Below are 24,997 nucleotides of genomic sequence, written 5' to 3'. Positions count from 1 at the left end.
TCATCCACGGCGTGAAACACGGCGTGGACAAGAAGATCGTGACCTGGGCGGCGCTGACCGTCGCCGCACTGCTCGTGACGGGCTGCGGCGGTACGGCGGGGGCGGACACCGCCCCCGCCGAGCCGTCCGCCACCGCGAAGCCGTCCGCGCCCGCGACGGCGCCCGCCGGGGGCAAGAACCCGGACCGGGCTCCGGGCCAGGCCGCCGAGGCCGCTGCCGCGTACCGGAAGTGGGGGCTGAAGCCCTTCGCCGCCCCGCCCGCGCCGCCGAAGACCAAGCCGGTGAAGCGGCGGCCGGGCGACCCCGTCCCCGTCATCAGCGAGATACCGACCCGGGACAAGATCGTCTTCATCACGATCGACGACGGGGCCGAGAAGGACCCGGAGTTCGTGACGATGATGAAGGACCTCAAGGTCCCGGTGACGATGTTCCTCACCGACTCCGCGATACGCACCGACTACCGCTACTTCGAGCCGCTCGCCGCCCTCGGCAACGGCGTCGCCAACCACACCCTCACCCATCCCAACCTGCGCACCCTCGGCCGAGCCGCCCAGCGGCAGGAGATATGCGGCCAGCAGACGAAGCTGGCGAAGGAGTACGGGACGACCCCGCGGCTCTTCCGCCCGCCGTACGGCAACTGGAACGAGGACACCCGCGCCGCCGCGGGCACGTGCGGGGTCGACGCGATCGTGCTGTGGCGCGAGTCGATGCAGATCAGGAACATGCAGTACCAGCGCGGGGACAGGAAGCTCCACCCGGGCGACATCATCCTGGCCCACTTCCGCGGACCGGCCGAGCTCAAGGGCACGACGATGACCCGCATGACGGCCGACATGCTGCGCCGCATCCAGGAGCAGGGCTTCACGGTCGCCCGCCTGGAGGACTACGTCTGAGAAATTCCTCCCGCGTGGTGTCGATGCGGGCCCGGCCCGTTCGACGTATGAGTGAAAGGCGGGGAACGGCCCCGCCCGCCACGCAAGGAGACCGGCCATGCCCCGCTACCTGACGATGATCCGCATCGAAGAGGGCGCCTTCGCCATGGAGGACGCCGACCCCGGCTTCGACGAGCGCATGGGCGCGCTGTTCGAGGAGATCACCAAGGCCGGCGTGATGCTGGAGACGGCCGGCCTGAAGCCGACCTCCGAGGCCACCCGTGTCACCTGGGAGGGCGGGAAGATCGGCACCACCGACGGCCCGTTCACCGAGACCAAGGAGGTCGTCGGCGGCTACTCGATCACCCAGTGCCGGGACATCGCCGAGGCCATCGAGTGGTCGAAGCGCTTCCTGGAGGTTCACCCGCCGCAGTGGAAGGTGACCTGCGAGGTCCGCGAGATCGAGGAGATGTAGGCACCGCCGGGGCGGGTGCTGTCATGGTGGATGCATGACCGCACCCGCCCCTGCCGCCGTCGAGACGGTCTTCCGGATGGAGTCGCCGCGGATCATCGCCGCCGCGGCGCGGATCGTGCGCGATGTCGGGATCGCCGAGGAGATCGCCCAGGACGCGCTCGTCGCCGCTCTGGAGCAGTGGCCGCGGACGGGTGTCCCGGAGCGGCCGGGGGCGTGGCTGACGGCCGCCGCCAAGAACCGCGCCGTCGATCTCGTACGGCGCCGGGAGACGTACGCGCGCAAGCTGGCGGAGGTCGGCCGGGACCTCGAACTCGGCGAGGAGACGTACGACCCCGAGCCATCCGGGCCGGGTGACATCGACGACGACCTGCTGCGGCTGATCTTCACCGCCTGCCACCCGGTGCTCTCCGCCGAGGCGCGGACCGCGCTGACCCTGCGGCTGGTCGGCGGCCTGCGCACGGACGAGATCGCCCGCGCCTTCCTCGTACCGGAGGCGACGGTCGCACAGCGGATCGTGCGCGCGAAGCGGACGCTGGCGAAGGCGGGCGTGGAGTTCGAGGTGCCGTACGGGGAGGAGCGGGCGGCCCGGCTCGGCTCCGTCCTGGACGTCATCTACCTCATCTTCAACGAGGGTTACGCGGCGACGGCCGGCGACGACCTGCTGCGGCCGGCGCTCTGCGAGGACGCGCTGCGGCTGGCCCGGGTGCTCGCGGGGCTGATGCCGAAGGAGGGCGAGGTCCACGGTCTGGCCGCCCTGTTGGAGATCCAGGCCTCGCGGACCTCGGCCCGGACCGGCCCGGACGGACGGCCGGTCCTTCTGGCCGACCAGAACCGGAGCCGCTGGGACCGGCGGCTGATCCTCCGCGGCTTCGAGGCGCTCGCGCGGGCGGGCGAGTGCGGTGTCTACGGGCCGTACGCCCTCCAGGCCACCATCGCCGCCTGCCATGCGAAGGCGCCCGCGTACGAGGACACGGACTGGCGGACGATCGCCGCGCTGTACGAGCGGCTGGCGGCCGTCACGCCCTCCCCGGTCGTCGAGTTGAACCGCGCGGTCGCCGTCTCGATGGCCGAGGGTCCCGAGGCCGGCCTCGCCCTCGTCGACGCGCTGGCCGAGGAACGCGCCCTGGACGGCTACCACTTGCTGCCGAGCGTCCGCGGAGACCTTCTGGAGCGGCTCGGCCGGACGGCCGAGGCCCGCGCCGAGTTCGAGCGGGCGGCCTCGCTGACCCGCAACGAGCGGGAGCGGGAACTGCTGCGGGAGCGTGCCGAACGCGCGGACCGCACCGGGCGGGAGGACCTCGCGGGCCGGGAGGAGCGGGGGGCTCGGTAGGGTCGGCCGCATGTCCCCACGTGCCCCGCTTCCTCCACCGCCGCCGCCTGTCGAGATACGGAGCTGGCCCGACCGCGAGGCCAGACTGGCCGACCGGGCGCGGGCGATGGCCGAGCTGACCCGCCGTCTGATCGGCGGCTCGCGGCTCGCGGTCTTCCTGGTGTGGCTGGCGACTCTGCAACTGGGCTGGGGGATCTGCGGCGCCGGGCTCATCATGCTGGACGAGTCCCTCGACCCCATCTCGGGCCTCTTCGCCTGCTTCTTCGCGGCCCTCGGCCTGGGCGCCGTGGTCCCCGCCGTCTACTTCCTCGCCCGGGGCGTGAGCCAGGACCGCCGGGCGCGGGAGCGGCTCGTCCTGTGGGCCGCCCTGGACGGCGACCGCGCGGCCGACGCGCGGCTGCGCGAGCCCGTCCTCAGCGTCGTCTGGCTGCTGCTCTCGCTCGCCCTGTGCGCCGTCGGCCTGTGGCTCTCCCTGGCGGCCCCCGCGGAGGTCGTCGGCCCGGGTCGCGGCGGCTACGGGACGGTCGCCTACCTCATGGGCGCGGCGCTCGGGCTGTGGATCGGCGGCCTGATCGGCGCGACGAAGGCGATCGGCCACTTCCGCCTGGCGGTACGGCTGGTGGCGTAGCCCCGGGGCGTGGCTTCGGGGTTTGGCCGGGGGCGTAGGCCTGGGCGTGGCTTCAGGCTTTGGCCGGGTGGCCGATCAGCATCGTCGGGGCGCCCGCGACCCGCGTCAGGATGACCGTGGCGGCGTTCGGGCCCTTCGGTTTGACCCTGCGGCGGATCTCCTCGGGTTCGACCGCCGAGCCGCGCTTCTTCACCGTCAGCGTGCCGACCTCCCGCTCCCGCAGCAGCGCCTTCAACTTCTTCAGGTTGAAGGGCAGTTCGTCGGTGATCTCGTACGCCGCGGCGTACGGCGTCGGGGTGAGCGCGTCCGCCGTGACGTACGCGATCGTCTCGTCGATCAGGCCGCCGGCCAGCTCCTCGGCGACCTCGGCGACCAGGTGCGCGCGGATGACCGCGCCGTCCGGCTCGTAGAGGTAGCGGCCGACCGGGCGCACCGCCGGATCGGGCAGACCGCGGCCCGTCAGGCTCGCGCCGGACGGAAGCAGGGTGGCGCGCCGGGCGCCGGGGGAGGTGCCGAACCACAGCACGGCCTCCTTGACGTCCCCGCCGTCCGAGATCCACTCCGCCTCGGCCTCCTCCGGCACCGCCTCGTGCGGGATGCCGGGGGCGATCTTCAGCGCCGCGCGCGGGGCCTTGCGGGCGGCCTCGACCGCCCAGGAGAGCGGTGGTGAGTACGCCTCCGGGTCGAAGATGCGGCCCCGCCCGCCCCGCCGCGCCGGGTCCACGAAGACGGCGTCGTACGGGCTCGTGTCGATCTCGGTCACGTCCGCGCACCGCACCTCGATCAGATCGGCCAGCCCGAGCGCCTCGGCGTTGGCGCGGGCGACCTCGGCCGTCAGCGGGTCGCGGTCCACGGCCAGGACGGCGATCCCGGCGCGCGCGAACGCGAGGGCGTCCCCGCCGATCCCGCCGCACAGATCGGCCACGGAACGCACCCCGAGGTCCCGGAGCCGCTCCGCGCGGTACGCCCCGACCGTCGCCCGGGTCGACTGCTCGACGCCGTGGGGGGTGAAGTACATCCGGTACGCGTCCTCGGCGCCGAACTTCGCCACCGCGCGCTGGCGCAGGCGGGCCTGGCCGAGCGCCGCCGAGACGAGGTCGGCGGGGTGCTCGCGGCGCAGCCGGGAGGCGACCGCCAGTTCCTGGGCGGGGTCGTAGTCGCGCAGGGCGGCGAGCAGCGTCTGGCCCTCGGGGGCGAGCAGGGCGGTGAAGGCGGCGAGGTCGGTCACCCGTCCCATTGTGGGCCAGCCGGGGGACGGTGGGCGCACGGGCGGCGGTGTCGGCGGTGGTGAGGGGCTCGCCGCTGACAGGATGCGGCGCCATGCAGCTAGTACGACAAAAAGAACAGATGCGAGCAAAGCAGGCGGTACGCCTGCGCCGGTCGGTGGGTGCGGTGCTGGTCGTCGCCGCGCTCGGATCCGCCTGTGCGGGCCCCTCCGGCGAGGGGGAGGGAGCCGAGGGCGGACGTAAGGCGCCCCCGCGCCCCGCCGCCGGTCAGCAGCAGCCCGAGGGCGCGGCCGCCGCACTCGACTCGTACGTCGAGAAGGTCCGCGAGCAGCGCGTCGCCCGGGTGCGCGCGGCCAAGAAGTGGGGCCTCGAACGGCCTCCCCTCGACGCCCCGGCCCCGCCCGCCGTCAAGCCGAAGATCATCACCCGCAAGGGCTTCGAGACCGACGGCGAGGGCCTGCCGCCGGTCTTCACCACCGTGCCGACCAAGCAGAAGGTCGTCTTCCTGACGATCGACGACGGCGCGGAGAAGGACCCCGAACTGCTGCGGATGATGAGCGACCTGCGGATCCCGTACAGCGCCTTCCTCAGCGACTACGTCGTCAAGGACGATTACGGGTACTTCAAGAAGATGCGGGACTCCGGAGTCTCCCTGCACAACCACACCCTCAACCACCGCTACCTGCCCGGACTCTCGTACAGCGCGCAGAAGCGGGAGATCTGCGGGATGCAGGACGTCATCGAGAAGCAGTTCGGCAAGCGGCCCCCGCTCTTCCGCCCGCCGTACGGCAACTACAACGAGGACACGCTGCGCGCCGCGAAGACGTGCGGGGTGAAGGCGGTCCCGCTCTGGGCCTCGGAGGCGTTCCCGGACCGGATGGAGTGGCGCGAGTGGGACCGGGACCTGCACCCCGGCGACATCGTGCTCACGCACTTCCGGGGCAAGGAGGACTGGAAGGGCTCGATGCCCGACATGATCCGCCGGGTGATGAAAACGATCACGGCCAAGGGGTACGCGGTCGCGAAGCTCGAGGACTACGTGTGAGGCGCGCGCGCCGGCTGGCGGCCGGCCTCGCGCTGGCCGGCGCGCTCATGGGGGTGACGGGGTGCGCCTCGTCCGTGGACCCGATCGAGCGTCTGGGGCGGAAGGCGGCACGGCAGGTGGGGGAGCCGGGGGCGGGTGAGGGGACGCTCTCGAAGACGGCGGTCCGGGTGTTCCACACGCTCGCCGGCCTGGACGAGACGCGGCGCCCCTAGGGGCTGGGTGTCCCGGGGGTCGGTGGGCCCGACGCGGCCGGTGCGCCCGACGGTGTGTCGGTGACTCAGGTCCGGCGTGGCGATTCCGACGCGGCCGGTTGGCCCGACGCGGCCGGGGCGCTCGCTGGGGCGGGATGGGCGAGCGACCACTCCTCCGCCGCGATGAGCAGGGTGACGAGGCCGAGCAGCGCCGCCGCGAGGAACTGGCCCCCGGCCGTCCAGACCCAGCCGCCGCGCAGCATCGCGCACGCGAGCAGCAGCACGGCCCCGGTGATCACGCCGAAGGTGATCACCGGCACCCAGTCCATCGCGGGCGGGGCCGCGCTCCGTGGATCGGGCGCGGCGCCGCCCCACTTCCGCATGGCCAGGAAGACGGCACCGCCCAGAGCGAGTCCGACCTCAAGGGCGAGGAACAGCAGTCCGGTCGCGATGTCGGCGCCGGTGCGCACCGGGGGCGTGGAGGGCGTCATGCCCGCACCCTCGTACGGAACCATCGGCTCCGTGGCGCCGTCGCCCGTACCGAGACCGAATCGCCACGCGGCACTGAATTGGCACTCCGCTTGACCGAGTGCTAATCGCAGTCATAGTCTCGGGTCTGGCACTCCCCACTGGAGAGTGCCAACACAGCGACGGGCAGGTCCGGCACCCGCGACGACGGATCCACCTGGTCGCCACCCCAGACAGTTAGCCCCGTGAGATCTCCGAAGGGGGAGGTCGGATCGTGACGACCACCAGCTCCAAGGTTGCCATCAAGCCGCTCGAGGACCGCATTGTGGTCCAGCCGCTCGACGCCGAGCAGACCACCGCCTCTGGCCTGGTCATCCCGGACACGGCGAAGGAGAAGCCCCAGGAGGGTGCTGTCCTTGCCGTCGGTCCGGGTCGCTTCGAGAACGGCGAGCGCCTGCCGCTCGACGTCAAGGTCGGCGATGTCGTGCTGTACAGCAAGTACGGCGGCACCGAGGTGAAGTACAACGGCGAGGAGTTCCTCGTCCTCTCGGCTCGCGACGTGCTCGCGATCATCGAGAAGTAATTCACCGAAGTACCTGAAGCAGATGCTTATGACTGCGCCCCTGACCCCGCACCGGGCGTCCGGGGCGCAGTTCGTTTCACCCGTTTCACCACGAAATCCGAGAGGGCTGAATCGCTCCCATGGCGAAGATCCTGAAGTTCGACGAGGACGCCCGTCGCGCCCTTGAGCGCGGCGTCAACAAGCTTGCCGACACGGTGAAGGTGACGATCGGCCCGAAGGGTCGCAACGTCGTCATCGACAAGAAGTTCGGCGCTCCCACCATCACCAACGACGGTGTCACGATCGCCCGCGAGGTCGAGATCGAGGACCCGTACGAGAACCTCGGCGCCCAGCTGGTGAAGGAGGTGGCGACCAAGACCAACGACATCGCGGGTGACGGCACCACCACCGCCACCGTGCTCGCCCAGGCGCTCGTCCGCGAGGGCCTGAAGAACGTCGCCGCCGGCGCCTCCCCGGCCGCCCTGAAGAAGGGCATCGACGCCGCGGTCAAGGCCGTCTCCGACGAGCTGCTCGCGACCGCCCGTCCGATCGAGGACAAGTCCGACATCGCCGCCGTGGCCGCGCTCTCCGCGCAGGACCAGCAGGTCGGCGAGCTCATCGCCGAGGCGATGGACAAGGTCGGCAAGGACGGTGTCATCACCGTCGAGGAGTCCAACACCTTCGGCCTGGAGCTCGACTTCACCGAGGGCATGGCCTTCGACAAGGGCTACCTGTCCCCGTACATGGTCACCGACCAGGAGCGTATGGAGGCCGTCCTCGACGACCCGTACATCCTGATCCACCAGGGCAAGATCTCCTCGATCCAGGACCTCCTGCCGCTCCTCGAGAAGGTCATCCAGGCCGGCTCCTCCAAGCCGCTGCTGATCATCGCCGAGGACGTCGAGGGCGAGGCCCTGTCGACCCTGGTCGTCAACAAGATCCGTGGCACGTTCAACGCCGTGGCCGTCAAGGCCCCGGGCTTCGGCGACCGCCGCAAGGCGATGCTCGGCGACATGGCCACCCTCACCGGTGCCACCGTCATCGCCGAGGAGGTCGGCCTCAAGCTCGACCAGGCCGGTCTGGACGTGCTGGGCACCGCCCGCCGCGTGACGATCACCAAGGACGACACCACCATCGTCGACGGTGGCGGCAACTCCGAGGACGTCGTGGGCCGCGTCAACCAGATCAAGGCCGAGATCGAGTCCACCGACTCCGACTGGGACCGCGAGAAGCTCCAGGAGCGCCTCGCGAAGCTGGCCGGCGGCGTGTGCGTGATCAAGGTCGGCGCCGCCACCGAGGTGGAGCTCAAGGAGAAGAAGCACCGTCTGGAGGACGCCATCTCCGCGACCCGCGCCGCGGTCGAGGAGGGCATCGTCTCCGGTGGTGGCTCCGCTCTGGTCCACGCCGTCAAGGTCCTGGAGGGCAACCTCGGCAAGACCGGCGACGAGGCCACGGGTGTCGCGGTCGTCCGCCGCGCCGCCGTCGAGCCGCTGCGCTGGATCGCCGAGAACGCCGGCCTCGAGGGCTACGTCATCACCTCGAAGGTGGCGGAGCTCGACAAGGGCCAGGGCTTCAACGCCGCGACCGGCGAGTACGGCGACCTGGTCAAGGCCGGCGTCATCGACCCGGTCAAGGTGACGCGCTCCGCGCTGGAGAACGCCGCCTCGATCGCCTCCCTCCTCCTCACCACCGAGACCCTCGTGGTGGAGAAGAAGGAAGAGGAGCCGGCGGACGGTGGCCACGGCCACGGTCACGGCCACTCGCACTGACGCGCGCGTAACCGCTCACTGAGGTCCGGTGCCCCCGAAGCGGGGACACCGGACCTCGGTGTTTTTCACGGCCTCGAGGTTTCACGGCTCCAAGGTCTCGAGGTTTCTCTACGGTTCGACGGCGCGGGGGTTTCTACGGTTCGACGGCGCCGAGCTGCTCCATGAGCCCGAGCAGGTCGTACTGCCACCACCCCTCCGCGATCTTGCCGTCCTTCCTGAACTGGTGGATCGTCGTGCCGGTCATGGAGACCTTCGTGCCGGGCGTGGTGGGCATGAGCCCCATGAAGTCGCCCTTGTGCGTGGCCACCCAGGTCCACCGTGTGCACACCCGGTCGCCTTCGGCGATCTGGTCGTTCACGGTGAAGTCGAAGTCGAACCCGCCCCGCCACATCTCCACCTGGCGCCGGATCGCGTCCATGCCGATGGAGTCCTGCTCGCTGGTCGGATCGTGGTCGTGGTAGCCCTCCGCGAGGACCTCGTCGAGCGGCGGAAGCTCTCCGCCGGAGGCGATGAGCTCGAAGAACCGCTGGGCGTTGCCCTTGTACAGCTGGATGTCCCGCACGATGTCCAGGTCGGTGAAGGTCGGCATCTCGTCACAGAGCGCGACCATCTCCCGGAAGATGCGATCCGTCTCGGGGAGCTGCGAGTTGGTCATCGCCACCTCGTACGAGGGGAACTCGACGATCTCCACGAGATGGTCCGCATCGGAGCGGTCCTTGCCGATGACGCTGTGGCTGGCCGTCCGCTTGCCCTTGGTCTGTTCGACCCACTTGTCCATGAGCCGGTTCAGATCGTCGAACCGACTGGTCTTGCAATCGATTATCTGTACGAATGTCATGGCACCTCCCGGACCGGGTGGGACCCTTCCAGTCTAGGTCCGGGGCTCTGACGTGCATGGGGCCGGACCGAATCGATCAGGAGGGGCGTACCCCCGAGGGGGTGGCGCCGGCAGCGCCGGCCGGGGCCCCGCAGGAGGACCGCACGCGCAGCCGCGGCAACAGGCTCAGATGGCGCCGGGCGGGCTCCTCGCCCGGACCGTCCGGGGCCGCCTCCCGTGCCTCCGTCAGCCGCTCCACCAGCAGTTCCGTGGCGTACCTGCCGACCTGGCGCTTGGGCGGGGCGACCGCGGTGAGCGGGGTGTCGGCGAGCGCGGCGACCTCGTCGTCGTACGCGATGAGGGCCAGATCCTCCGGCACCTTCACCCCCAGCTCGGCCAGGCGCTGGACGATCTCGATCGCGTCCACGTCGTTGTGGACCAAGGCGGCGCTGACCCGGCCCGAGTTCACCGCTTCGTACAGCGCTCTGACCGCGCGCTCGAACCCCTCCGGGTCCTGGTCGGCCGGTACGGAGTCGATCACCGGGCCGGGTGCCGTGAGGTCCAGCGTGAGCAGTGCCTCCGCGTACCCGGCGCGCACGGCGAGTGCGGTCGGGCTGTCGCCCCGGGCCACGAGCAGGGGGGTGCCGTGGCCGAGGCCGAGCAGGTGGCGCAGGGCGAGCAGGACCCCGTGCCCGTGGTCGGAGACCACCCGGTCCAGGGCGTCGAGCGGGCTGCCGGGATCGGCCCGGCGCTCCAGGAGCACGGCCGGCACGGGGAGTTCGGCCAGCCAGTTCCCGTACGCGGTGCGGTCCTCGGGGCCCCGCCAGCCGGGCGCGACGAGCACGCCCTCGGCGCCGGCCGTGAGCAGGCCCTCGGTGCGCGCGCGGTCCTCCTCGGGGCGGTAGTCCGAGATCCGCAGGATCAGCCGGGCCCCCGCCCGTGCGGCCGCCTCGTGCGCACCCCGGATGACCTCGGCGAAGTAGTACGTGGCGGAGGGCGCGAGCAGCCCGAGGACCAGGCCCTCGCCGGAGCGGCGGACGGTCTCAGGGGTCGCGTGGCGCTCGGGCCAGGACACCTGGCCGTGCACCCGGTCGAGCAGCCCCTTGGCGGCCAGCGCCTCGACGTCGCGGCGGGCGGTCACCGGGGAGACGCCGAGCCGGTCGGCCAACTCCGCGACGCGAGCGGTGCCGTGTTCGCGCACCAGGGCCAGGAGTCGGTCGTGTCGTTCGGCGGCACTCGCGCGCACGGTGCATCCCCTCGCGGTCGGTTGGTCCGGCGTGACGCCGGTCCCGGGACCGGAGCCTACGCCAGAATGATCGAATAGTGGGAGTTTCGATCATTCGCTCCGATCTTATTGACGTTCGATCGAAGTCTGTTCATGATTCCGGGCGACGACGATCTCCGCCTCAGGGAGCATGATGCCCACGCCGCCCGAGAACCGTGAGCTCAGTCCGTACACCGGCTGGACCCGCGCCCACTGGGAGGACGCCGCCGACCGGCTCCTGCTCGCCGTCCGGCCCTACGCCTCGCCCCGCAACGGACGCGTCGACCTCCCCGGGCCCCGGCCCAGCTGGTCCGGCATCCGCTCCGACGGCCTCGAAGGCCATGCCCGTACGTTCCTCCTGGCCGCCCTTCGCACGGCGGGCGCCCGGGGCGCGGACCCGCACGGCCACCTGGCGTTCCACGCCGAAGGCCTCGCCGCCGGCACGGAGGCCCCGGGCGGCGACGGCCCCGACGCCTGGCCGCTCCTCACCGACGTACGCCAGGCCGTCGTCGAATCCGCCTCCGTCGCCCTCGGGTTGCGGCTGACCCGCCCATGGCTCTGGGACACCCTCGACGACCGCACCCGGCAGCGCGCCGTCGCATGGCTGCTGCCGGCCCTCGAACCCTCCCCGGTCGACAACAACTGGTGGCTCTTCGGCCTCACGGTCGCCGGCTTCCTCCAGGACGCCGGCATCGAGACGGACCGCGCGACCGCGACGATCGACCGCTCCCTCGACCGGATCGAGACGTGGTACCTCGGCGACGGCTGGTACAGCGACGGCGACAACCGTGCCTTCGACCACTACAACGGCTGGGCGCTGCACTTCTACCCCGTCCTGCACGCCCACCTCTCCGGCGACCGGGAACTCCTCGCCCGCTACGGCCCCCGCCTGCGCGCCCACCTCGACGACTACGTCCACCTCTTCGACGCCAGCGGCGCCCCCCTCCCGTACGGCCGCTCCCTCGTCTACCGCTTCGCCGCTGCCGCCGCCCCCTGGCTCGGCGCCCTCACCGGCCACACCCCGCTCACAGCCGGCGCCACCCGCCGCCTCGCCTCCGGCACGCTGCGGTACTTCCTGGACCGGGGCGCGTGCGACGAGCGCGAGCTGCTCACCCTCGGCTGGCACGGCCCCTACGCACCGATCGTCCAGAGCTACTCGGGCCCCGCCTCCCCCTACTGGGCCTCCAAAGGCTTCCTCGGCCTCCTCCTGCCCGCCGACCACCCGGCCTGGACGGACCGTGAAGAGCCCCTCCCCGTCGAGCGCGCCGACACCGTGCGCCCCGTCGCCCCGGCCGCGCTGCTCATCCAGACCACCGCCGCCGACGGACTCGTACGCCTCCACAACCACGGCAGCAACCACGGAGCCGGTGACCCGGCGGCCGAGGACGACCCCGGCTACGGCCGCTACGCGTACTCCACCCGCACCGGCCCGACGGCCCCGCCCGACCACGCCGACAACCACTTCGCCCTGGTCCTCGACGGCCGGGTCACCCGGCGCGGCCCGGCCACCCCGGCCGGCACCGGCCCCGGCTGGGCCGCCTCCCTCCATACCCCGCTCCCCGGGATACGCGTCCTCTCCGCGACCCTGGCCCACGGCCGCGCCGAGGTCCGCGCCCACCTCGTCCTCGGAGCCCCCGACGGAACCCCCGTCCGCCAGACCGGCTGGACCACCACGCCAGACGGTCCGACGGTCCAGCTCCACGCGGTGCACGGCTACCCGCGCGCCGCCGGGACCACCGAACTCGCCACCGGCGCCACGCTCCAGGGCGGCCCGCACACCCGCACCGCCGCCCTGCACGGCACCACCGGCGGCGCCGAATCACTCTTCGTCGCCCTCGCCTCCCTCACCGCCGAGCCGGACCCGGCCCCCGTCACCACCCTCGCGACCGTCCAGGTCACCGGCCGCACGATCCACGTGACCTGGCAGAACGGCACCACGGCCCGACTCGACCTCGACGCACTGGACGTGGCGGGCGTGCTGGACGGGCTGGACACACTGAACACACTGGACGGTCCCGACGCCCTCGATCCGGAGGACCGGTGAGACCCCGCGGCGGAAACGACGTGTCGGCGGCGTCGCCTCCCGGTATCGGGGCGTACAAGGGTCGTGGATGCAAGTAGCGCCGGACGGACGTCACTTGGGCCCGTACTTGCGGCCCGCCTTGGAGGACACACCGCCGAGCAGGCCGCGGGGCGCCAGCTTCACCACACCCATCAGCGCCTTGTAGCGGGGGTCGGGGATGGACAGCGTCTTCCCGCGCGCCAGATCGCTCAGCGCCGCGTCCACCAGTTTGTCCGCGTCGAGCCACATCCAGCCCGGGATGTTGTCCGTCCCCATCCCGGCCCGCTCGTGGAACTCCGTCCGCACGAAGCCCGGGCAGAGCGCCATGAGCCGTACCCCGGTCCCCGCCAGGTCGCGCGCGGCGCCCTGTGTGAACTGCACCACCCACGCCTTGGAGGCGCCGTAGGTGCCCCGCGGCACGAAGGCCGCCACCGAGGCCACGTTGACGACCCCGCCCCTGCCCCGGGCGCGCATGGACTCCGCCGCCGCCGACGTCAGCCGGAGCACCGCCTCGCAGTGCACCGTCAGCATCTTCAGCTCGTCGGCCATGGACACTTCCAGGAACCGGCCCTTGTTGCCGAAGCCGGCGTTGTTCACCAGCAGGTCCACCGGCTGCTTCGGGTCGGAGAGCCGGGCCTCAACGGCCGCGATCCCCTTCTCCTCGGCCAGATCCGCCGCCAGTACCTCGGCCTCGATGCCGTGCCGGTCGTGCAGTTCGGTCGCCTGCTCCCGCAGTCTCTTCACATCGCGGGCCACGAGCACGACATCGTGTCCGTCCGCCGCCAGCTTCCGCGCGAAGGCGGCCCCGATCCCCGCCGTCGCGCCCGTAATCAGTGCAGTCGTCATACGCGGCAACTTAGTGCCCCGCGTGTGCGCGCGGCATATGGACCTTCCCCGCCCCCTGCCCCTTCTCCAGGACCACGAACGGTCCGTTCCTGATCCGGACGGCGATCCTCCCGCCGACTCCGTCGAGCCGGCCGGGGACGCCGTCGCGTCCGAGTACAGCCGCAGGAAACCGCCGCCGACCGCCGCGATCAGGACCGCGACGACCGACCCGAGAACGATGAGAACGCGCTTGAGCCGAGACATGCGAACAGCGTCCCGTCCCGCCCCCGGCGCACACATCGGGGACGGTCCCTGGTCCGCCCCCGAAAGGCCCCTGATCCGGCCTCGGGGCTGTCCCCGAGGCCGGAGCGGACGGGCGGCTATGCGCCGGTGCCGTACTTCTCCGTGTAGGTACGGGCCAGTTCGAGCAGTCCCGACTCCATCCACTCGGCGGCGACCAGGGTGCTCGGCAGCAGAGCGCGCTCCGTGGTCGCGGCCCGGTGCAGCAGCGAGACCGTGATGTCGTGGCTGGGGCGGTGGACGATCTCCACCGGGTCGCCGACGGTGAACTCGCCCGGCGTGACGACCCGCAGCAGGGCGCCGGGCCCGGCCGCCGACTGCGTGAAGCGGCGGACCCACCCCTTCTCCCCGACGAAGCCACCGAACGTACGGCAGGGGATGCGGCCGCCGGTCACCTCCAGGACGACCTCCGGACCGATCCGCCAACGCTCGCCGACCAGGGCCCCGTTCACGTCGAGCCCGAGCGTGGTCAGGTTCTCGCCGAAGGACCCGTTGGCCAGCGGCCGGCCCAGCTCGCGCTCCCAGGCGTCCATGTCCTCACGGGCGAAGGCGGACACGGCTCGGTCGTCCCCGCCGTGGAAGCGCAGGTCGCACACGACGTCCCCGGCGAGCCCACTCGTCCCCACACCGCGCGGACCCGGCGCGTCGACCCGCACCGGCCCCTCGACCGGACGCTTGTCGATGCCCGTCAGGCCCGACGCCGACTCCGTGTAGTCCGCGGCCATGGCGCGTCCGACATTCACACTCAGAAGCTTCATAACGGCACCCTAGGCCTCCCGCCCCAAAGCCGCCAAGAAGTATTCGCTCCGAGGTCCAAGCTTCGCTTATGCTCGACACATGATCGAGGCCCGCCATCTCCGCGTCCTGCGCGCCGTCGCCGCGACCGGCTCCTTCTCCGCCGCCGCGCGCGAACTGGGCTGCACCCAGCCCGCGGTGAGCCAGCAGATGAAGGCGCTGGAAACCTCCGCCGGTACGACCCTGCTGATCCGGACGGGCCGCGAGATGCGCCTCACGCAGGCGGGCGAGGCCCTGGTCCGGCACGCCTCGGGCATCTTGGCCGGCTTGACCGCCGCCGAGGAGGAGGTGGCCGCGATCGCGGGGCTGCGCGCCGGCCGTGTCCGGCTGGTCTCCTTCCCCAGCGGCAGCTCGACGCTGGTCCCCACCGCCCTCGCGGCCCTGCGCGCGGCGCACCCGGGCACGCGCGTCTCGCTGGTGGAGGCCGAGCCGCCCCGCTCGGTGGAGATGCTGCGCGAGGGCGACTGCGACGTGGCCCTGGCCTTCCGTTACGGCGCGGGTCCGGCGGAGTGGGACGACCTGATCGTCCGGCCGCTGCTCGCCGACCGCCTGGTGGGCCTGGTGCCCGAGGGGCACCGCCTCGCCGACGCCCGCGCGGTGGGCATCGCCGAACTCGCCGACGAGTCCTGGATCGCGGGCTGCCCGCGCTGCCGGCGGCAGTTGGTGGACGTGTGCGAGGAGGCGGGGTTCACCCCGCGCATCGACTTCGCCACCGACGACTACCCGGCCGTGGTCGGGCTGGTCGGGGCCGGCCTTGGGGTCGCGGTCCTGCCGGAGCTCGCGATCGAGTCCGTACGCCCCAAGGGGGCGCGGACCGTCGCGGTGGAACCGGCCGTGGAGCGCGAGATCGTCGCCCTCACCCTGCCCGACCTGGCGAAGGTCCCTGCGGTCGCGGCGACCCTGGACGAACTGACCCGCGCGGCCGGACGCGCGGCCACGCGCGCGTAGCGCAACCTCGGGTGTATGCCACCTCGGGCGTATGTCGCCTCGGGCGCGGCGGTCACCTCGCACACGACGCCGCCTCGCGGCGCGGGGCGGACCGTGGCGCCATCCGGGCCCCGGCGCACTTCTGTCTTCTGTGCCGAGCTGCCCCTCCGCGCCGCACGCCCCCGGGCCGCGTGCGGCGCGGGACCGTGGGGCCGGGTGGGGTGAGGTCCCGGCCCCGCCACGGGCAGAAACGTTCCTTCAGTGACGTCGGGCGTTCAGGCGCGCCCCGCGCCTGCCGAACCCGATGCCGACGCCGCGGCCGAAGCCGTGATCAGGCGATTGCGGGCTCGTCCCATGAGCTCTTCGCGTTCGTCCTCGGTGAGGCCGCCCCATACGCCGTAGGGCTCGCGTACGGCGAGTGCGTGTGCCGCGCACTCCGCGCGCACCGGGCACCGCATGCAGACCTCTTTCGCCGAGTTCTCACGCGCACTCCGTGCCGCGCCGCGCTCTCCCTCGGGGTGGAAGAACAGGGAACTGTCGACTCCGCGGCAGGCCGCGAGCAGCTGCCAGTCCCACAGATCGGCGTTGGGTCCGGGAAGGCGGGAGAAATCTGCCATTGCGCTAGTCCCCTTGAAACCGTGTCGAACGGATTGGTGGGCGGGTTGATGGCCGATGAGCCGGGGGCCCTTCTCCCCCCATGGGTCTCGCGTACCCGCTCTCGCGGGCTCGACCCGACCGTACAACTACTGTCTTAGTAGATGTAAATATGACTCATTGCGAATCTAGCCACAGACACCACAAAAAGGGAAGAAAACCCGCTAAATGGGGCATAGCTTCCAGCGATGGACGGATCACCTGCGTGGCTCTCCTCTGCGCACGCGCCCTCACGTAGAGTGCCGAAGGCGGCCGCCCGGCCCGTAACTCTTTCGAGTGACCGTCGTTGAGAGTGCGGAGGCGGTTGAAGGAACAAGCGCTCGGGCAGGTGTCCGAGAGCGTCAACCGCACAGGTGACGATACGTACCAGCCCTGGAGGCTCAAGGTGACGCGCATCAGCTGCGGAGGGCGGCCATGACATCCGTCCTCGTCTGCGACGACTCCCCGCTTGCCCGAGAGGCTCTTCGCCGTGCGGTCGCGACCGTGCCCGGCGTGGAGCGCGTGACCACCGCGGCCAACGGCGAGGAAGTCCTCCGCCGCTGGGGCGCGGACCGCTCGGACCTGATTCTGATGGACGTACGCATGCCCGGTCTGGGCGGCGTGGAGACCGTCCGCCGGCTGCTGTCCGCGGACCCCGGCGCCCGCATCATCATGCTCACCGTCGCCGAGGACCTGGACGGTGTCGCGCTCGCGGTCGCCGCCGGTGCCCGTGGCTACCTGCACAAGGACGCCTCGCGCGCCGAGCTGCGGGCCACGGTCACCCAGGCCCTCGCCGACCCGACCTGGCGGCTCGCCCCTCGTCGGCTGCGGTCGGCCGAGATGGGGGCGGCGCCGACGCTCACCGCACGTGAGATCCAGGTGCTCGAAGGAATGAGCCACGGCCGGTCCAACGCGGAGATCGGGCGCGAGCTCTTCCTCTCGGAGGACACGGTCAAGACGCACGCGCGGCGGCTGTTCAAGAAGCTGGGCGCGTCGGACCGGGCGCACGCCGTCGCGCTCGGATTCCGCTGGGGCCTGGTCCGCTAGGCCCTGTCGGCCGCATCCCCGTCCGCCGAGCGCGGACGGGGCGGCACCCGGGCCCCGTCACGACGGCTGCCCGGGTCTCCGTTGCGGCGGCTTGTGTCACTTCCGCGCGGGATGCCGCATCCTTGAAGATGTGGAGTTCCTCGGGGACGAGTCGATCGAGCGGAAGGGGAGGGCGCAGGAGATGAGTTCCGGCGCACCTGCTCATAACGCTTCAGTGCACAACAACGGACGCGGTGCCGCGAACGCTCAGGCGTCAAGGCACCATGGAGCGATGCGCGACGACGAGACCGTGGGGTCCCCCATGCCCGTAGGGCCGGGGGAGATCGGTGCACTCGTTCACCGTGCCGTCGACGGCGACGAGCAGGCCACGCACGACCTTCTGGCGCGCGTGCACCCTCTCGCCCTGCGCTATTGCCGCACGCGGCTGAACCGGCTTCCCGGTGATGCTCGCCACTTCGTCGAGGACCTCGCGCAGGAGGTCTGCGTCGCCGTCCTGATGGCGCTGCCGCGCTACAAGGACACGGGCAGGCCCTTCGAGGCCTTCGTCTTCGCCATCGCCGGACACAAGGTCGCCGATCTGCAGCGGGCCGCCATGCGGCACCCGGGTTCGACGGCCGTGCCCTCCGACGAGATGCCCGAGCGGCCCGACGACTCGCTGGGCCCCGAGGAACGCGCGCTGCTCAGCGACGATGCCGAGTGGGCCAAGAAGCTCCTCGCCAACCTCCCGGAGAACCAGCGCGAGCTGCTGGTGCTGCGGGTGGCGGTCGGCCTCACGGCCGAGGAGACCGGCCAGATGCTCGGGATGTCCCCCGGGGCGGTACGGGTGGCGCAGCACCGCGCGCTCAGCCGTCTGCGGGCACTCGCCGAGCAGTAAGGGTCGGCGAGGGCCGGTGGCCCTCACGTACACGTACGAACGTCCAAACCTGCTCTCTGATCTTGATCGTGGAATGAGACACCGTCGAGGCCCGTTAGCATGGACATCCGCACCGATCAAGGCCATTGGGGAAGGTGTCATGACTGTCAACGTCGACGGAGTGCCCGGTAAATTCGCGACACTCGGGCTGACCTACGACGACGTACTGCTGCTGCCGGGAGCATCCGAGGTGCTCCCCAACGCGGTCGACACCTCGTCCCGTATCTCACGCAACGTCCGGGTCAACATCCCGCTGCTCTCGGCGGCGATGGACAAGGTGACCGAGTCCCGCATGGCGATCGCGATGGCCCGTCTGGGCGGCGTCGGCGTGCTGCACCGCAACCTCTCCGTCGAGGACCAGGTCAACCAGGTCGACCTGGTGAAGCGCTCCGAGTCCGGCATGGTCACGGACCCCATCACGGTGCACCCGGAGGCGACGCTCGCCGAGGCGGACGCCCTGTGCGCCAAGTTCCGCATCAGCGGTGTCCCCGTCACCAACCCGGACGGCAAGCTGCTGGGCATCGTGACCAACCGCGACATGGCCTTCGAGAGCGACCGCAGCCGCCAGGTCCGCGAGGTCATGACGCCGATGCCGCTGGTCACCGGCAAGGTCGGCATCTCCGGCGTCGACGCCATGGAGCTGCTGCGCCGCCACAAGATCGAGAAGCTGCCGCTCGTCGACGACGAGGGCGTGCTCAAGGGCCTGATCACGGTCAAGGACTTCGTCAAGGCGGAGAAGTACCCGAACGCCGCCAAGGACGCCGAGGGCCGCCTGCTCGTCGGTGCCGCCGTGGGCGCGAGCCCCGAGGCGCTGGAGCGCGCCCAGGCGCTCGCCGGCGCCGGTGTCGACTTCCTGGTCGTCGACACCTCGCACGGCCACAACAGCAACGCCCTGAGCTGGATGGCGAAGATCAAGTCGAGCGTGAACGTCGACGTGATCGGCGGCAACGTCGCCACGCGTGACGGCGCGCAGGCGCTGATCGACGCCGGTGTCGACGGCATCAAGGTCGGCGTCGGCCCGGGCTCGATCTGCACCACCCGTGTGGTCGCCGGCATCGGCGTCCCGCAGGTCACCGCCATCTACGAGGCCTCTCTCGCGGCCCGTCCCGCCGGTGTCCCGCTGATCGGCGACGGCGGCCTGCAGTACTCCGGCGACATCGGCAAGGCGCTCGCCGCCGGCGCCGACACCGTGATGCTCGGCAGCCTCCTCGCGGGCTGTGAGGAGTCGCCCGGCGAGCTGCTCTTCATCAACGGCAAGCAGTTCAAGTCGTACCGCGGAATGGGTTCGCTCGGCGCCATGCAGTCCCGTGGCCAGGGCAGGTCGTACTCGAAGGACCGCTACTTCCAGGCCGAGGTCGCCTCCGACGACAAGCTCGTGCCCGAGGGCGTCGAGGGTCAGGTGCCCTACCGCGGCCCGCTCTCCAACGTCCTGCACCAGCTCGTCGGCGGTCTCCGCCAGACGATGGGCTACGTCGGCGCCGCCACCGTCGCGGAGATGGAGTCCAAGGGCCGCTTCGTCCGGATCACCTCGGCGGGCCTCAAGGAGAGCCACCCGCACGACATCCAGATGACGGTCGAGGCGCCGAACTACAGCAGGAAGTAACGCAGCGCGACGCGTGGGGCGGTTCCGGCATGTGGCCGGAGCCGCCCCACGCGTCTGTGTCGGGGATACTGGTAGGCGCAGACGTAGAGGGAAAGGCCACACATCGTGACTGAGATCGAGATCGGGCGCGGCAAGCGCGGCCGCAGGGCGTACGCGTTCGACGACATCGCCGTCGTACCGAGCCGGCGCACCCGGGACCCGAAGGAGGTCTCGATCGCCTGGCAGATCGACGCCTACCGCTTCGAGCTCCCCTTCCTGGCCGCCCCGATGGACTCGGTCGTCTCGCCGCAGACCGCCATCCGCATCGGCGAGCTGGGCGGCCTCGGGGTCCTGAACCTCGAAGGGCTGTGGACCCGGTACGAGGACCCGCAGCCGCTGCTCGACGAGATCGCGGAGATGGACGAGGCCACCGCGACCCGCCGTCTGCAGGAGATCTACGCCGCCCCGATCAAGGAAGAGCTGATCGGGCAGCGCATCAAGGAGGTGCGCGACTCGGGTGTGGTCACGGCCGCCGCGCTCTCCCCGCAGCGCACCGCGCAGTTCTCGAAGGCCGTCGTCGACGCCGGCGTGGACATCTTCGTCATCCGCGGCACGACGGTCTCCGCCGAGCACGTCTCGGGCGCGGCCGAGCCGCTGAACCTCAAGCAGTTCATCTACGAGCTCGACGTCCCGGTCATCGTCGGCGGCTGCGCCACGTACACCGCGGCCCTGCACCTGATGCGCACCGGCGCCGCGGGTGTCCTCGTCGGCTTCGGCGGCGGCGCGGCGCACACCACGCGCAACGTGCTCGGCATCCAGGTCCCGATGGCGACCGCGGTCGCCGACGTGGCCGCGGCCCGTCGCGACTACATGGACGAGTCCGGCGGCCGGTACGTCCACGTGATCGCGGACGGCGGTGTCGGCTGGTCGGGCGACCTGCCGAAGGCGATCGCCTGCGGTGCCGACTCGGTCATGATCGGCTCCCCGCTGGCCCGCGCCACGGACGCGCCGGGCAAGGGCCACCACTGGGGCATGGAGGCCGTCCACGAGGACGTGCCGCGCGGCAAGCTGGTCGACCTGGGCATCGTCGGCACGACCGAGGAGATCCTCACCGGTCCTTCGCACATCCCGGACGGTTCGATGAACTTCTTCGGCGCCCTGCGCCGCGCGATGGCCACGACGGGCTACAGCGAGCTCAAGGAGTTCCAGCGCGTCGAGGTCACCGTCGCGGACTCGCAGCACAAGCGCTGACGCTCTTCCGTCGCTACGGAGAGGGGCCCCGCACCGGGTGGTGCGGGGCCCCTCTCCGTACGCGGTGTCCTAGCGGGCGGCCTTCCTGGCTCCGGCGAACGCGGCGACGGCGGCCACCGCGAGGAACACGAACGTCATGGCGTCCTTGCCTTCGCTCCAGGCCTCCGTCATGAGACCGAAGTGGCCGAAGAACATCTCCGTCGCGGGGACGTCCAGCTCCTTGCCGCCGATGATCGCGATGCCGATGAGCTGTCCGAGGTAGACCGCGCCGATGGAGAGCACGGCGCTGACCACCGGAAGGGCCGCGTAGTTGCCGCCGGCCTTGGCGGCGGCGAAGCCGACGAGGAAGCCGACGCCCACGGCGGCCCAGCCGATCTCCCGCTCGATGGCTCCGGCGAGGCCGCCGTAGACGCCGGCGGCGACGAGAGCGGCGACCAGGGCGGCCACCAGGCCCAGGCCCACGTTGTTGCGGGCCGGCGCGGGCGCCGGGGCGGCCGGGTACGGAGCGGGCGCGGCGCCGTCGGCGAACGGGTTGCCGGGCGGCGGAACGGGCTGAGACATGGTGCTGATCCCCCCAGGGACGCATGCGCACGGGTGTGCGATCGAAGAGCCGGAGACTAGCAGCCCGCTCCGACAGTCGCCCATGGGAATTCAGAGCCGGTGGGCCGCTCCCGCAGGGGTGGCGCCGCGGGTGTCGAGGAGGAGTTGGGCCTTGACCGCCAGACCCTGGAGGTCGTAGGTGCGATGGTGCTGCAGAAGGACTGTCAGATCGGCATGGGCGGCGGCCTCGTAGAGGGAGTCCGCGCGGGGGACCGGGAGGTCGCGGACACGCCAGTCCGGGACGAGCGGGTCGTGGTAACTGACCACCGCGCCCAGGTCCATCAGGCGGCGCGCGATCTCGTCGGCCGGCGAACCCTCCCGGTCGGCGATATCGGGTTTGTACGTGACGCCGAGCAGAAGCACCCGGGCGCTGCGCGCCGACTTGCCGTGCTCGTTGAGGAGGGTGGTGCAGCGCTGGATGACGTACTGCGGCATGCGCTCGTTGACCTGGGTCGCCAGTTCGACCATGCGGAGCGGGCGGTGGGTGCCGACGGTGTCGACGGGGACGCCGTGTCCGCCGACGCCAGGGCCGGGGCGGAAGGCCTGGAACCCGAAGGGCTTCGTCTCGGCGCAGCGGATGACGTCCCAGAGGTCGACGCCGAGTTCGTGGCAGAGCACCGCCATCTCGTTGACGAGCGCGATGTTGACGTGCCGGAAGTTGGTCTCCAGGACCTTGACGGTCTCGGCCTCGCGCGGCCCACGCGCGCGTACGACCTTGTCGGTGAGCCGGCCGTAGAAGGCGGCGGCGGACTCCGTGCAGGCCGGGGTGAGGCCGCCGATGACCTTGGGGGTGCCGGCGAAGCCGTGTACGCGGTTTCCGGGGTCGAGCCGGCCGGGGGAGTAGGCGAGGTGGAAGTCGCGGCCCGCGCGGAGTCCGGAGCCCTCCTCCAGAAGATCCCTCAGCACACCTTCGGTGGTGCCGGGGTGGACGGGGGATTCCAGCAGGACCGTGGTGTGGGGGCGCAGCCTGGCCGCGAGGGCCCGGGCGGCGTCGGCGACGGCGGTGAGGTCGAGGGTCCGGTCCGGGCCGAGTGGAGCCGGGGCGCAGATGACGGCTGTTCGGACCCGGCCGAGCTCGGCCGGGTTGGTGGTGGGCCGGAAGCCCCCCGAGAGCATCCGGCGGATCTCCGACGCGGTGAGGGAGCCGTCGACGGGCGAGCGGCCGGCGGCGAGTTCGGCGACGGGACGGGGGTCGGTGTCGTAGCCGACGGTGTCGACGCCGGCGGCGATCGCGGCCTGCGCGAGGGGGAGTCCGAGGTGGCCGAGGCCGATGACGGCGAGGTCAGCGGGCATGAGGGGTGGGCCGTCCTTCCCAATAGCCGGAGGGGACGAGACGCGCAAGCCCGGTGGACAGAACGGGGCGAGTGCAATGTCAGACTAGGCGTAAATATGACCGATATGCCGCATTGCGTGGTCAAAGGTCGCCGAGTGTTATCCACAGGCGGTGGCTGAAGTCGGAGGGCCGGGACAGAATCAAGTCTGTGAGCCCGATCACTCAGGGGGACGACGGGAGGCAGCGGTGAGGACAGCGACACTGGGACCGGCCGAGCGCGCCGAGGCGCTCGCGGCGATGGCCGAGCGTGAACTGGACGTACTGGTCGTGGGCGCCGGCGTGGTCGGCGCAGGGACGGCCCTCGACGCGGTCACGAGAGGACTCTCGACCGGCCTCGTGGAGGCTCGGGACTGGGCATCCGGCACCTCCAGCCGGTCGAGCAAGCTGATCCACGGCGGCCTGCGCTATCTGGAGATGCTGGACTTCGCGCTGGTGCGGGAGGCCCTGAAGGAGCGCGGCCTGCTCCTGGAGCGGCTCGCACCCCATCTGGTGAAGCCCGTCCCCTTCCTCTACCCCTTGCAGCACAAGGGCTGGGAGCGGCTCTACGCGGGCTCGGGCGTCGCGCTGTACGACGCGATGTCGCTCTCCTCCGGCCACGGCCGCGGACTGCCGGTCCACCGCCACCTCTCCCGGCGCAACGCCCTGCGGGTGGCCCCCTGCCTGAAGAAGGACGCCCTGGTCGGCGCGTTGCAGTACTACGACGCCCAGATGGACGACGCCCGCTTCGTCACCACCCTCGTCCGCACGGCCGCGAGCTACGGCGCGCAGGTCGCCAGCCGCGCGCGGGTGATCGGGTTCCTCCGCGAGGGCGAACGGGTCGTCGGCGCCCGGGTCCAGGACGTCGAGGCGGGCGGGGAGTACGAGATCCGCGCGAAGCAGCTCGTGAACGCGACCGGGGTGTGGACGGACGACACCCAGGCGCTCATCGGGGAGCGGGGGCAGTTCCACGTACGGGCGTCGAAGGGCATCCATCTGGTCGTGCCCAAGGACCGTATCCATTCGAGCACCGGACTGATCCTGCGCACCGAGAAGTCCGTGCTGTTCGTGATCCCGTGGGGACGGCACTGGATCGTGGGCACCACGGACACCGACTGGGACCTGGACAAGGCCCATCCGGCCGCCTCCAGCGCCGACATCGACTATCTCCTGGAGCATGTGAACAGCGTCCTGGCGACGCCGCTCACCAGGGACGACGTCCAGGGGGTGTACGCGGGTCTGCGGCCCCTGCTGGCCGGCGAGTCGGACGCCACGAGCAAGCTCTCGCGCGAACACACCGTCGCGCACCCGGTCCCCGGCCTGGTCGTCGTGGCCGGCGGCAAGTACACCACCTACCGGGTGATGGCCAAGGACGCCGTGGACGAGGCCGTGCACGCGCTCGACCAGCGGGTGGCCGCCTGTGTCACCGAGGACATCCCGCTCCTGGGCGCCGAGGGCTACCGGGCCCTGTGGAACTCCCGGGCGAGGATCGCCGCGAGCACGGGACTCCATGTCGTCCGGGTCGAGCATCTGCTCAACCGGTACGGCTCGATGACCGAGGAGCTCCTGGAGCTCATCGCCGCCGACCCCGGTCTGGCCGAACCCCTGCCCGGGGCGGACGACTATCTGCGCGCCGAGATCGTCTACGCGGCCTCGCACGAGGGGGCCCGGCACCTGGACGACGTCCTGACCCGGCGCACCCGGATCTCGATCGAGACCTTCGACCGCGGGACCCGCAGCGCGCGGGAGTGCGCCGAGCTGATGGCCCCGGTGCTGGGCTGGGACGCGCGCCAGATCGAGAAGGAGGTGGAGCACTACGAGAAGCGGGTCGAGGCGGAGCGGGAGTCGCAGCGGCAGCCGGACGACCTGACGGCCGACGCGGCCCGACTGGGGGCACCGGACATCGTCCCGATCTGATCCGTCGGGTCCACTCGGCTCGGTTCTGGACGAACTGGGCGTCCGGAAGGGGCCGTTGGGAGGGGTCTGCGGCATCCTGTTCGTACGGGTGCGGAACCCGAGGGGGGCGCTGCGGCGTCGGGTGCCTTGGCGGGAGCGCTTTCGCGCGGGGCCGACTTCTCGGAGTGCGGACCCGGGAGCGGGATCGGT

The 24,997-nt window shown here is 71.6% G+C and carries 24 protein-coding genes; 15 read left to right on the top strand and 9 right to left on the bottom strand.

Annotation, left to right across the window (positions count from 1 at the left end):
* Positions 1-11: 11 nt before the first annotated feature.
* The 4 genes from M5362_RS21720 (at position 12) to M5362_RS21705 (ending at position 3,305) form a co-directional block, all read left to right on the top strand.
* Positions 12-893, top strand: coding sequence for a polysaccharide deacetylase family protein (locus M5362_RS21720; RefSeq protein ID WP_260229368.1), 882 nt, complete (start codon positions 12-14; stop codon positions 891-893).
* 97 nt (positions 894-990) lie between these two features.
* A complete protein-coding gene (locus M5362_RS21715; protein ID WP_260229367.1) occupies positions 991-1,347 on the top strand; it encodes a YciI family protein in 357 nt (118 codons plus the stop codon).
* A gap of 34 nt (positions 1,348-1,381) precedes the next feature.
* Positions 1,382-2,677, top strand: coding sequence for an RNA polymerase sigma factor (locus M5362_RS21710; protein ID WP_260229366.1), 1,296 nt, complete (start codon positions 1,382-1,384; stop codon positions 2,675-2,677).
* 10 nt (positions 2,678-2,687) lie between these two features.
* Positions 2,688-3,305: a hypothetical protein gene (locus M5362_RS21705; RefSeq protein ID WP_260229364.1), complete on the top strand. Its 618-nt coding sequence runs from the start codon at positions 2,688-2,690 to the stop codon at positions 3,303-3,305.
* Between the two features lie 52 nt (positions 3,306-3,357).
* Here the strand turns inward: M5362_RS21705 and M5362_RS21700 are convergent, their stop codons facing one another.
* On the bottom strand, positions 3,358-4,542 hold the full coding sequence (locus M5362_RS21700) for a class I SAM-dependent methyltransferase (protein ID WP_260229363.1): 1,185 nt from the start codon (positions 4,540-4,542) through the stop codon (positions 3,358-3,360).
* Positions 4,543-4,652: 110 nt separating this feature from the next.
* On the opposite strand from M5362_RS21700, the gene M5362_RS21695 reads away from it, so the two are divergent.
* Positions 4,653-5,576, top strand: a complete 924-nt coding sequence (locus tag M5362_RS21695) for a polysaccharide deacetylase family protein (protein ID WP_260229362.1) — start codon at positions 4,653-4,655, stop codon at positions 5,574-5,576.
* Positions 5,573-5,788: a hypothetical protein gene (locus tag M5362_RS21690; RefSeq protein ID WP_260229361.1), complete on the top strand. Its 216-nt coding sequence runs from the start codon at positions 5,573-5,575 to the stop codon at positions 5,786-5,788. Before M5362_RS21695 ends, M5362_RS21690 begins: the two co-directional genes overlap by 4 nt.
* A gap of 65 nt (positions 5,789-5,853) precedes the next feature.
* Here M5362_RS21690 and M5362_RS21685 read toward each other — a convergent pair whose 3' ends face one another.
* Complete coding sequence (locus tag M5362_RS21685) at positions 5,854-6,258, bottom strand: DUF6234 family protein (protein WP_260229359.1); 405 nt, start codon at positions 6,256-6,258, stop codon at positions 5,854-5,856.
* Between the two features lie 251 nt (positions 6,259-6,509).
* On the opposite strand from M5362_RS21685, the gene groES reads away from it, so the two are divergent.
* Entirely contained in the window at positions 6,510-6,818 is a 309-nt protein-coding gene (gene groES / locus M5362_RS21680; protein ID WP_057584642.1) for a co-chaperone GroES, read from the top strand.
* Positions 6,819-6,937: 119 nt separating this feature from the next.
* A complete protein-coding gene (gene groL, locus M5362_RS21675; protein WP_260229358.1) occupies positions 6,938-8,566 on the top strand; it encodes a chaperonin GroEL in 1,629 nt (542 codons plus the stop codon).
* Positions 8,567-8,699: 133 nt separating this feature from the next.
* Here the strand turns inward: groL and M5362_RS21670 are convergent, their stop codons facing one another.
* Positions 8,700-9,404 carry an ester cyclase gene (locus tag M5362_RS21670; RefSeq protein ID WP_260229357.1) on the bottom strand — a complete coding sequence of 235 codons (705 nt, stop codon included), beginning with the start codon at positions 9,402-9,404 and terminating at the stop codon, positions 8,700-8,702.
* Between the two features lie 76 nt (positions 9,405-9,480).
* On the bottom strand, positions 9,481-10,629 hold the full coding sequence (locus M5362_RS21665; RefSeq protein WP_260229356.1) for a substrate-binding domain-containing protein: 1,149 nt from the start codon (positions 10,627-10,629) through the stop codon (positions 9,481-9,483).
* A gap of 172 nt (positions 10,630-10,801) precedes the next feature.
* Between M5362_RS21665 and M5362_RS21660 the strand changes: the two genes are divergently transcribed.
* Positions 10,802-12,691: a DUF2264 domain-containing protein gene (locus M5362_RS21660; protein ID WP_260229355.1), complete on the top strand. Its 1,890-nt coding sequence runs from the start codon at positions 10,802-10,804 to the stop codon at positions 12,689-12,691.
* 90 nt (positions 12,692-12,781) lie between these two features.
* On the opposite strand, the gene M5362_RS21655 is transcribed toward M5362_RS21660, so the two are convergent.
* Together M5362_RS21655 and M5362_RS21650 are read right to left on the bottom strand one after the other, a co-directional pair.
* Positions 12,782-13,555 (bottom strand): SDR family oxidoreductase, encoded by a 774-nt coding sequence (locus M5362_RS21655; RefSeq protein WP_260229354.1) that lies wholly within the window; start codon positions 13,553-13,555, stop codon positions 12,782-12,784.
* 359 nt (positions 13,556-13,914) lie between these two features.
* A complete protein-coding gene (locus M5362_RS21650) occupies positions 13,915-14,592 on the bottom strand; it encodes an MOSC domain-containing protein (RefSeq protein ID WP_260229353.1) in 678 nt (225 codons plus the stop codon).
* A 79-nt stretch (positions 14,593-14,671) separates the two neighbouring features.
* Here M5362_RS21650 and M5362_RS21645 point away from each other — a divergent pair, with 79 nt between their 5' ends.
* On the top strand, positions 14,672-15,577 hold the full coding sequence (locus M5362_RS21645; RefSeq protein WP_260229352.1) for a LysR family transcriptional regulator: 906 nt from the start codon (positions 14,672-14,674) through the stop codon (positions 15,575-15,577).
* 254 nt (positions 15,578-15,831) lie between these two features.
* Here M5362_RS21645 and M5362_RS21640 read toward each other — a convergent pair whose 3' ends face one another.
* Positions 15,832-16,173, bottom strand: a complete 342-nt coding sequence (locus M5362_RS21640; protein ID WP_260229351.1) for a WhiB family transcriptional regulator — start codon at positions 16,171-16,173, stop codon at positions 15,832-15,834.
* A gap of 451 nt (positions 16,174-16,624) precedes the next feature.
* Here M5362_RS21640 and M5362_RS21635 point away from each other — a divergent pair, with 451 nt between their 5' ends.
* The 4 genes from M5362_RS21635 to M5362_RS21620 all read left to right on the top strand — a co-directional run bounded on the left by M5362_RS21635 (position 16,625) and on the right by M5362_RS21620 (position 20,982).
* Entirely contained in the window at positions 16,625-17,236 is a 612-nt protein-coding gene (locus M5362_RS21635; RefSeq protein WP_003948568.1) for a response regulator transcription factor, read from the top strand.
* Positions 17,237-17,507: 271 nt separating this feature from the next.
* On the top strand, positions 17,508-18,110 hold the full coding sequence (locus tag M5362_RS21630) for a sigma-70 family RNA polymerase sigma factor (protein WP_260229350.1): 603 nt from the start codon (positions 17,508-17,510) through the stop codon (positions 18,108-18,110).
* A gap of 139 nt (positions 18,111-18,249) precedes the next feature.
* Positions 18,250-19,752 carry an IMP dehydrogenase gene (gene guaB / locus M5362_RS21625; protein ID WP_260229349.1) on the top strand — a complete coding sequence of 501 codons (1,503 nt, stop codon included), beginning with the start codon at positions 18,250-18,252 and terminating at the stop codon, positions 19,750-19,752.
* Positions 19,753-19,857: 105 nt separating this feature from the next.
* Positions 19,858-20,982: a GuaB3 family IMP dehydrogenase-related protein gene (locus M5362_RS21620; RefSeq protein WP_260229348.1), complete on the top strand. Its 1,125-nt coding sequence runs from the start codon at positions 19,858-19,860 to the stop codon at positions 20,980-20,982.
* 69 nt (positions 20,983-21,051) lie between these two features.
* Here M5362_RS21620 and M5362_RS21615 read toward each other — a convergent pair whose 3' ends face one another.
* Both M5362_RS21615 and M5362_RS21610 read right to left on the bottom strand, forming a co-directional pair.
* Complete coding sequence (locus M5362_RS21615; RefSeq protein WP_260229347.1) at positions 21,052-21,543, bottom strand: hypothetical protein; 492 nt, start codon at positions 21,541-21,543, stop codon at positions 21,052-21,054.
* Positions 21,544-21,633: 90 nt separating this feature from the next.
* Positions 21,634-22,875, bottom strand: coding sequence for a nucleotide sugar dehydrogenase (locus M5362_RS21610; protein WP_260229346.1), 1,242 nt, complete (start codon positions 22,873-22,875; stop codon positions 21,634-21,636).
* Between the two features lie 226 nt (positions 22,876-23,101).
* On the opposite strand from M5362_RS21610, the gene M5362_RS21605 reads away from it, so the two are divergent.
* Entirely contained in the window at positions 23,102-24,808 is a 1,707-nt protein-coding gene (locus tag M5362_RS21605) for a glycerol-3-phosphate dehydrogenase/oxidase (RefSeq protein ID WP_260229345.1), read from the top strand.
* The last annotated feature ends 189 nt before the right edge of the window (positions 24,809-24,997 follow it).

The organism is Streptomyces sp. Je 1-79 (genome assembly GCF_025195125.1).
Classification (GTDB): domain Bacteria; phylum Actinomycetota; class Actinomycetes; order Streptomycetales; family Streptomycetaceae; genus Streptomyces.
This window is presented reverse-complemented; position numbering and strand designations above follow the sequence as displayed.

Bases quoted from the DNA above. Each gene is read 5' to 3' on its own strand.
- M5362_RS21715 (WP_260229367.1), top strand. From the start codon at position 991: ATGCCCCGCTACCTGACGATGATCCGCATCGAAGAGGGCGCCTTCGCC.
- M5362_RS21710 (WP_260229366.1), top strand. From the start codon at position 1,382: ATGACCGCACCCGCCCCTGCCGCCGTCGAGACGGTCTTCCGGATGGAG.
- M5362_RS21705 (WP_260229364.1), top strand. From the start codon at position 2,688: ATGTCCCCACGTGCCCCGCTTCCTCCACCGCCGCCGCCTGTCGAGATA.
- M5362_RS21700 (WP_260229363.1), bottom strand. From the start codon at position 4,542: ATGGGACGGGTGACCGACCTCGCCGCCTTCACCGCCCTGCTCGCCCCC.
- M5362_RS21695 (WP_260229362.1), top strand. From the start codon at position 4,653: ATGCGAGCAAAGCAGGCGGTACGCCTGCGCCGGTCGGTGGGTGCGGTG.
- M5362_RS21685 (WP_260229359.1), bottom strand. From the start codon at position 6,258: ATGACGCCCTCCACGCCCCCGGTGCGCACCGGCGCCGACATCGCGACC.
- groL (WP_260229358.1), top strand. From the start codon at position 6,938: ATGGCGAAGATCCTGAAGTTCGACGAGGACGCCCGTCGCGCCCTTGAG.
- M5362_RS21670 (WP_260229357.1), bottom strand. From the start codon at position 9,404: ATGACATTCGTACAGATAATCGATTGCAAGACCAGTCGGTTCGACGAT.
- M5362_RS21660 (WP_260229355.1), top strand. From the start codon at position 10,802: ATGCCCACGCCGCCCGAGAACCGTGAGCTCAGTCCGTACACCGGCTGG.
- M5362_RS21655 (WP_260229354.1), bottom strand. From the start codon at position 13,555: ATGACGACTGCACTGATTACGGGCGCGACGGCGGGGATCGGGGCCGCC.
- M5362_RS21650 (WP_260229353.1), bottom strand. From the start codon at position 14,592: ATGAAGCTTCTGAGTGTGAATGTCGGACGCGCCATGGCCGCGGACTAC.
- M5362_RS21645 (WP_260229352.1), top strand. From the start codon at position 14,672: ATGATCGAGGCCCGCCATCTCCGCGTCCTGCGCGCCGTCGCCGCGACC.
- M5362_RS21640 (WP_260229351.1), bottom strand. From the start codon at position 16,173: ATGGCAGATTTCTCCCGCCTTCCCGGACCCAACGCCGATCTGTGGGAC.
- M5362_RS21635 (WP_003948568.1), top strand. From the start codon at position 16,625: ATGACATCCGTCCTCGTCTGCGACGACTCCCCGCTTGCCCGAGAGGCT.
- M5362_RS21630 (WP_260229350.1), top strand. From the start codon at position 17,508: ATGCGCGACGACGAGACCGTGGGGTCCCCCATGCCCGTAGGGCCGGGG.
- guaB (WP_260229349.1), top strand. From the start codon at position 18,250: ATGACTGTCAACGTCGACGGAGTGCCCGGTAAATTCGCGACACTCGGG.
- M5362_RS21615 (WP_260229347.1), bottom strand. From the start codon at position 21,543: ATGTCTCAGCCCGTTCCGCCGCCCGGCAACCCGTTCGCCGACGGCGCC.
- M5362_RS21610 (WP_260229346.1), bottom strand. From the start codon at position 22,875: ATGCCCGCTGACCTCGCCGTCATCGGCCTCGGCCACCTCGGACTCCCC.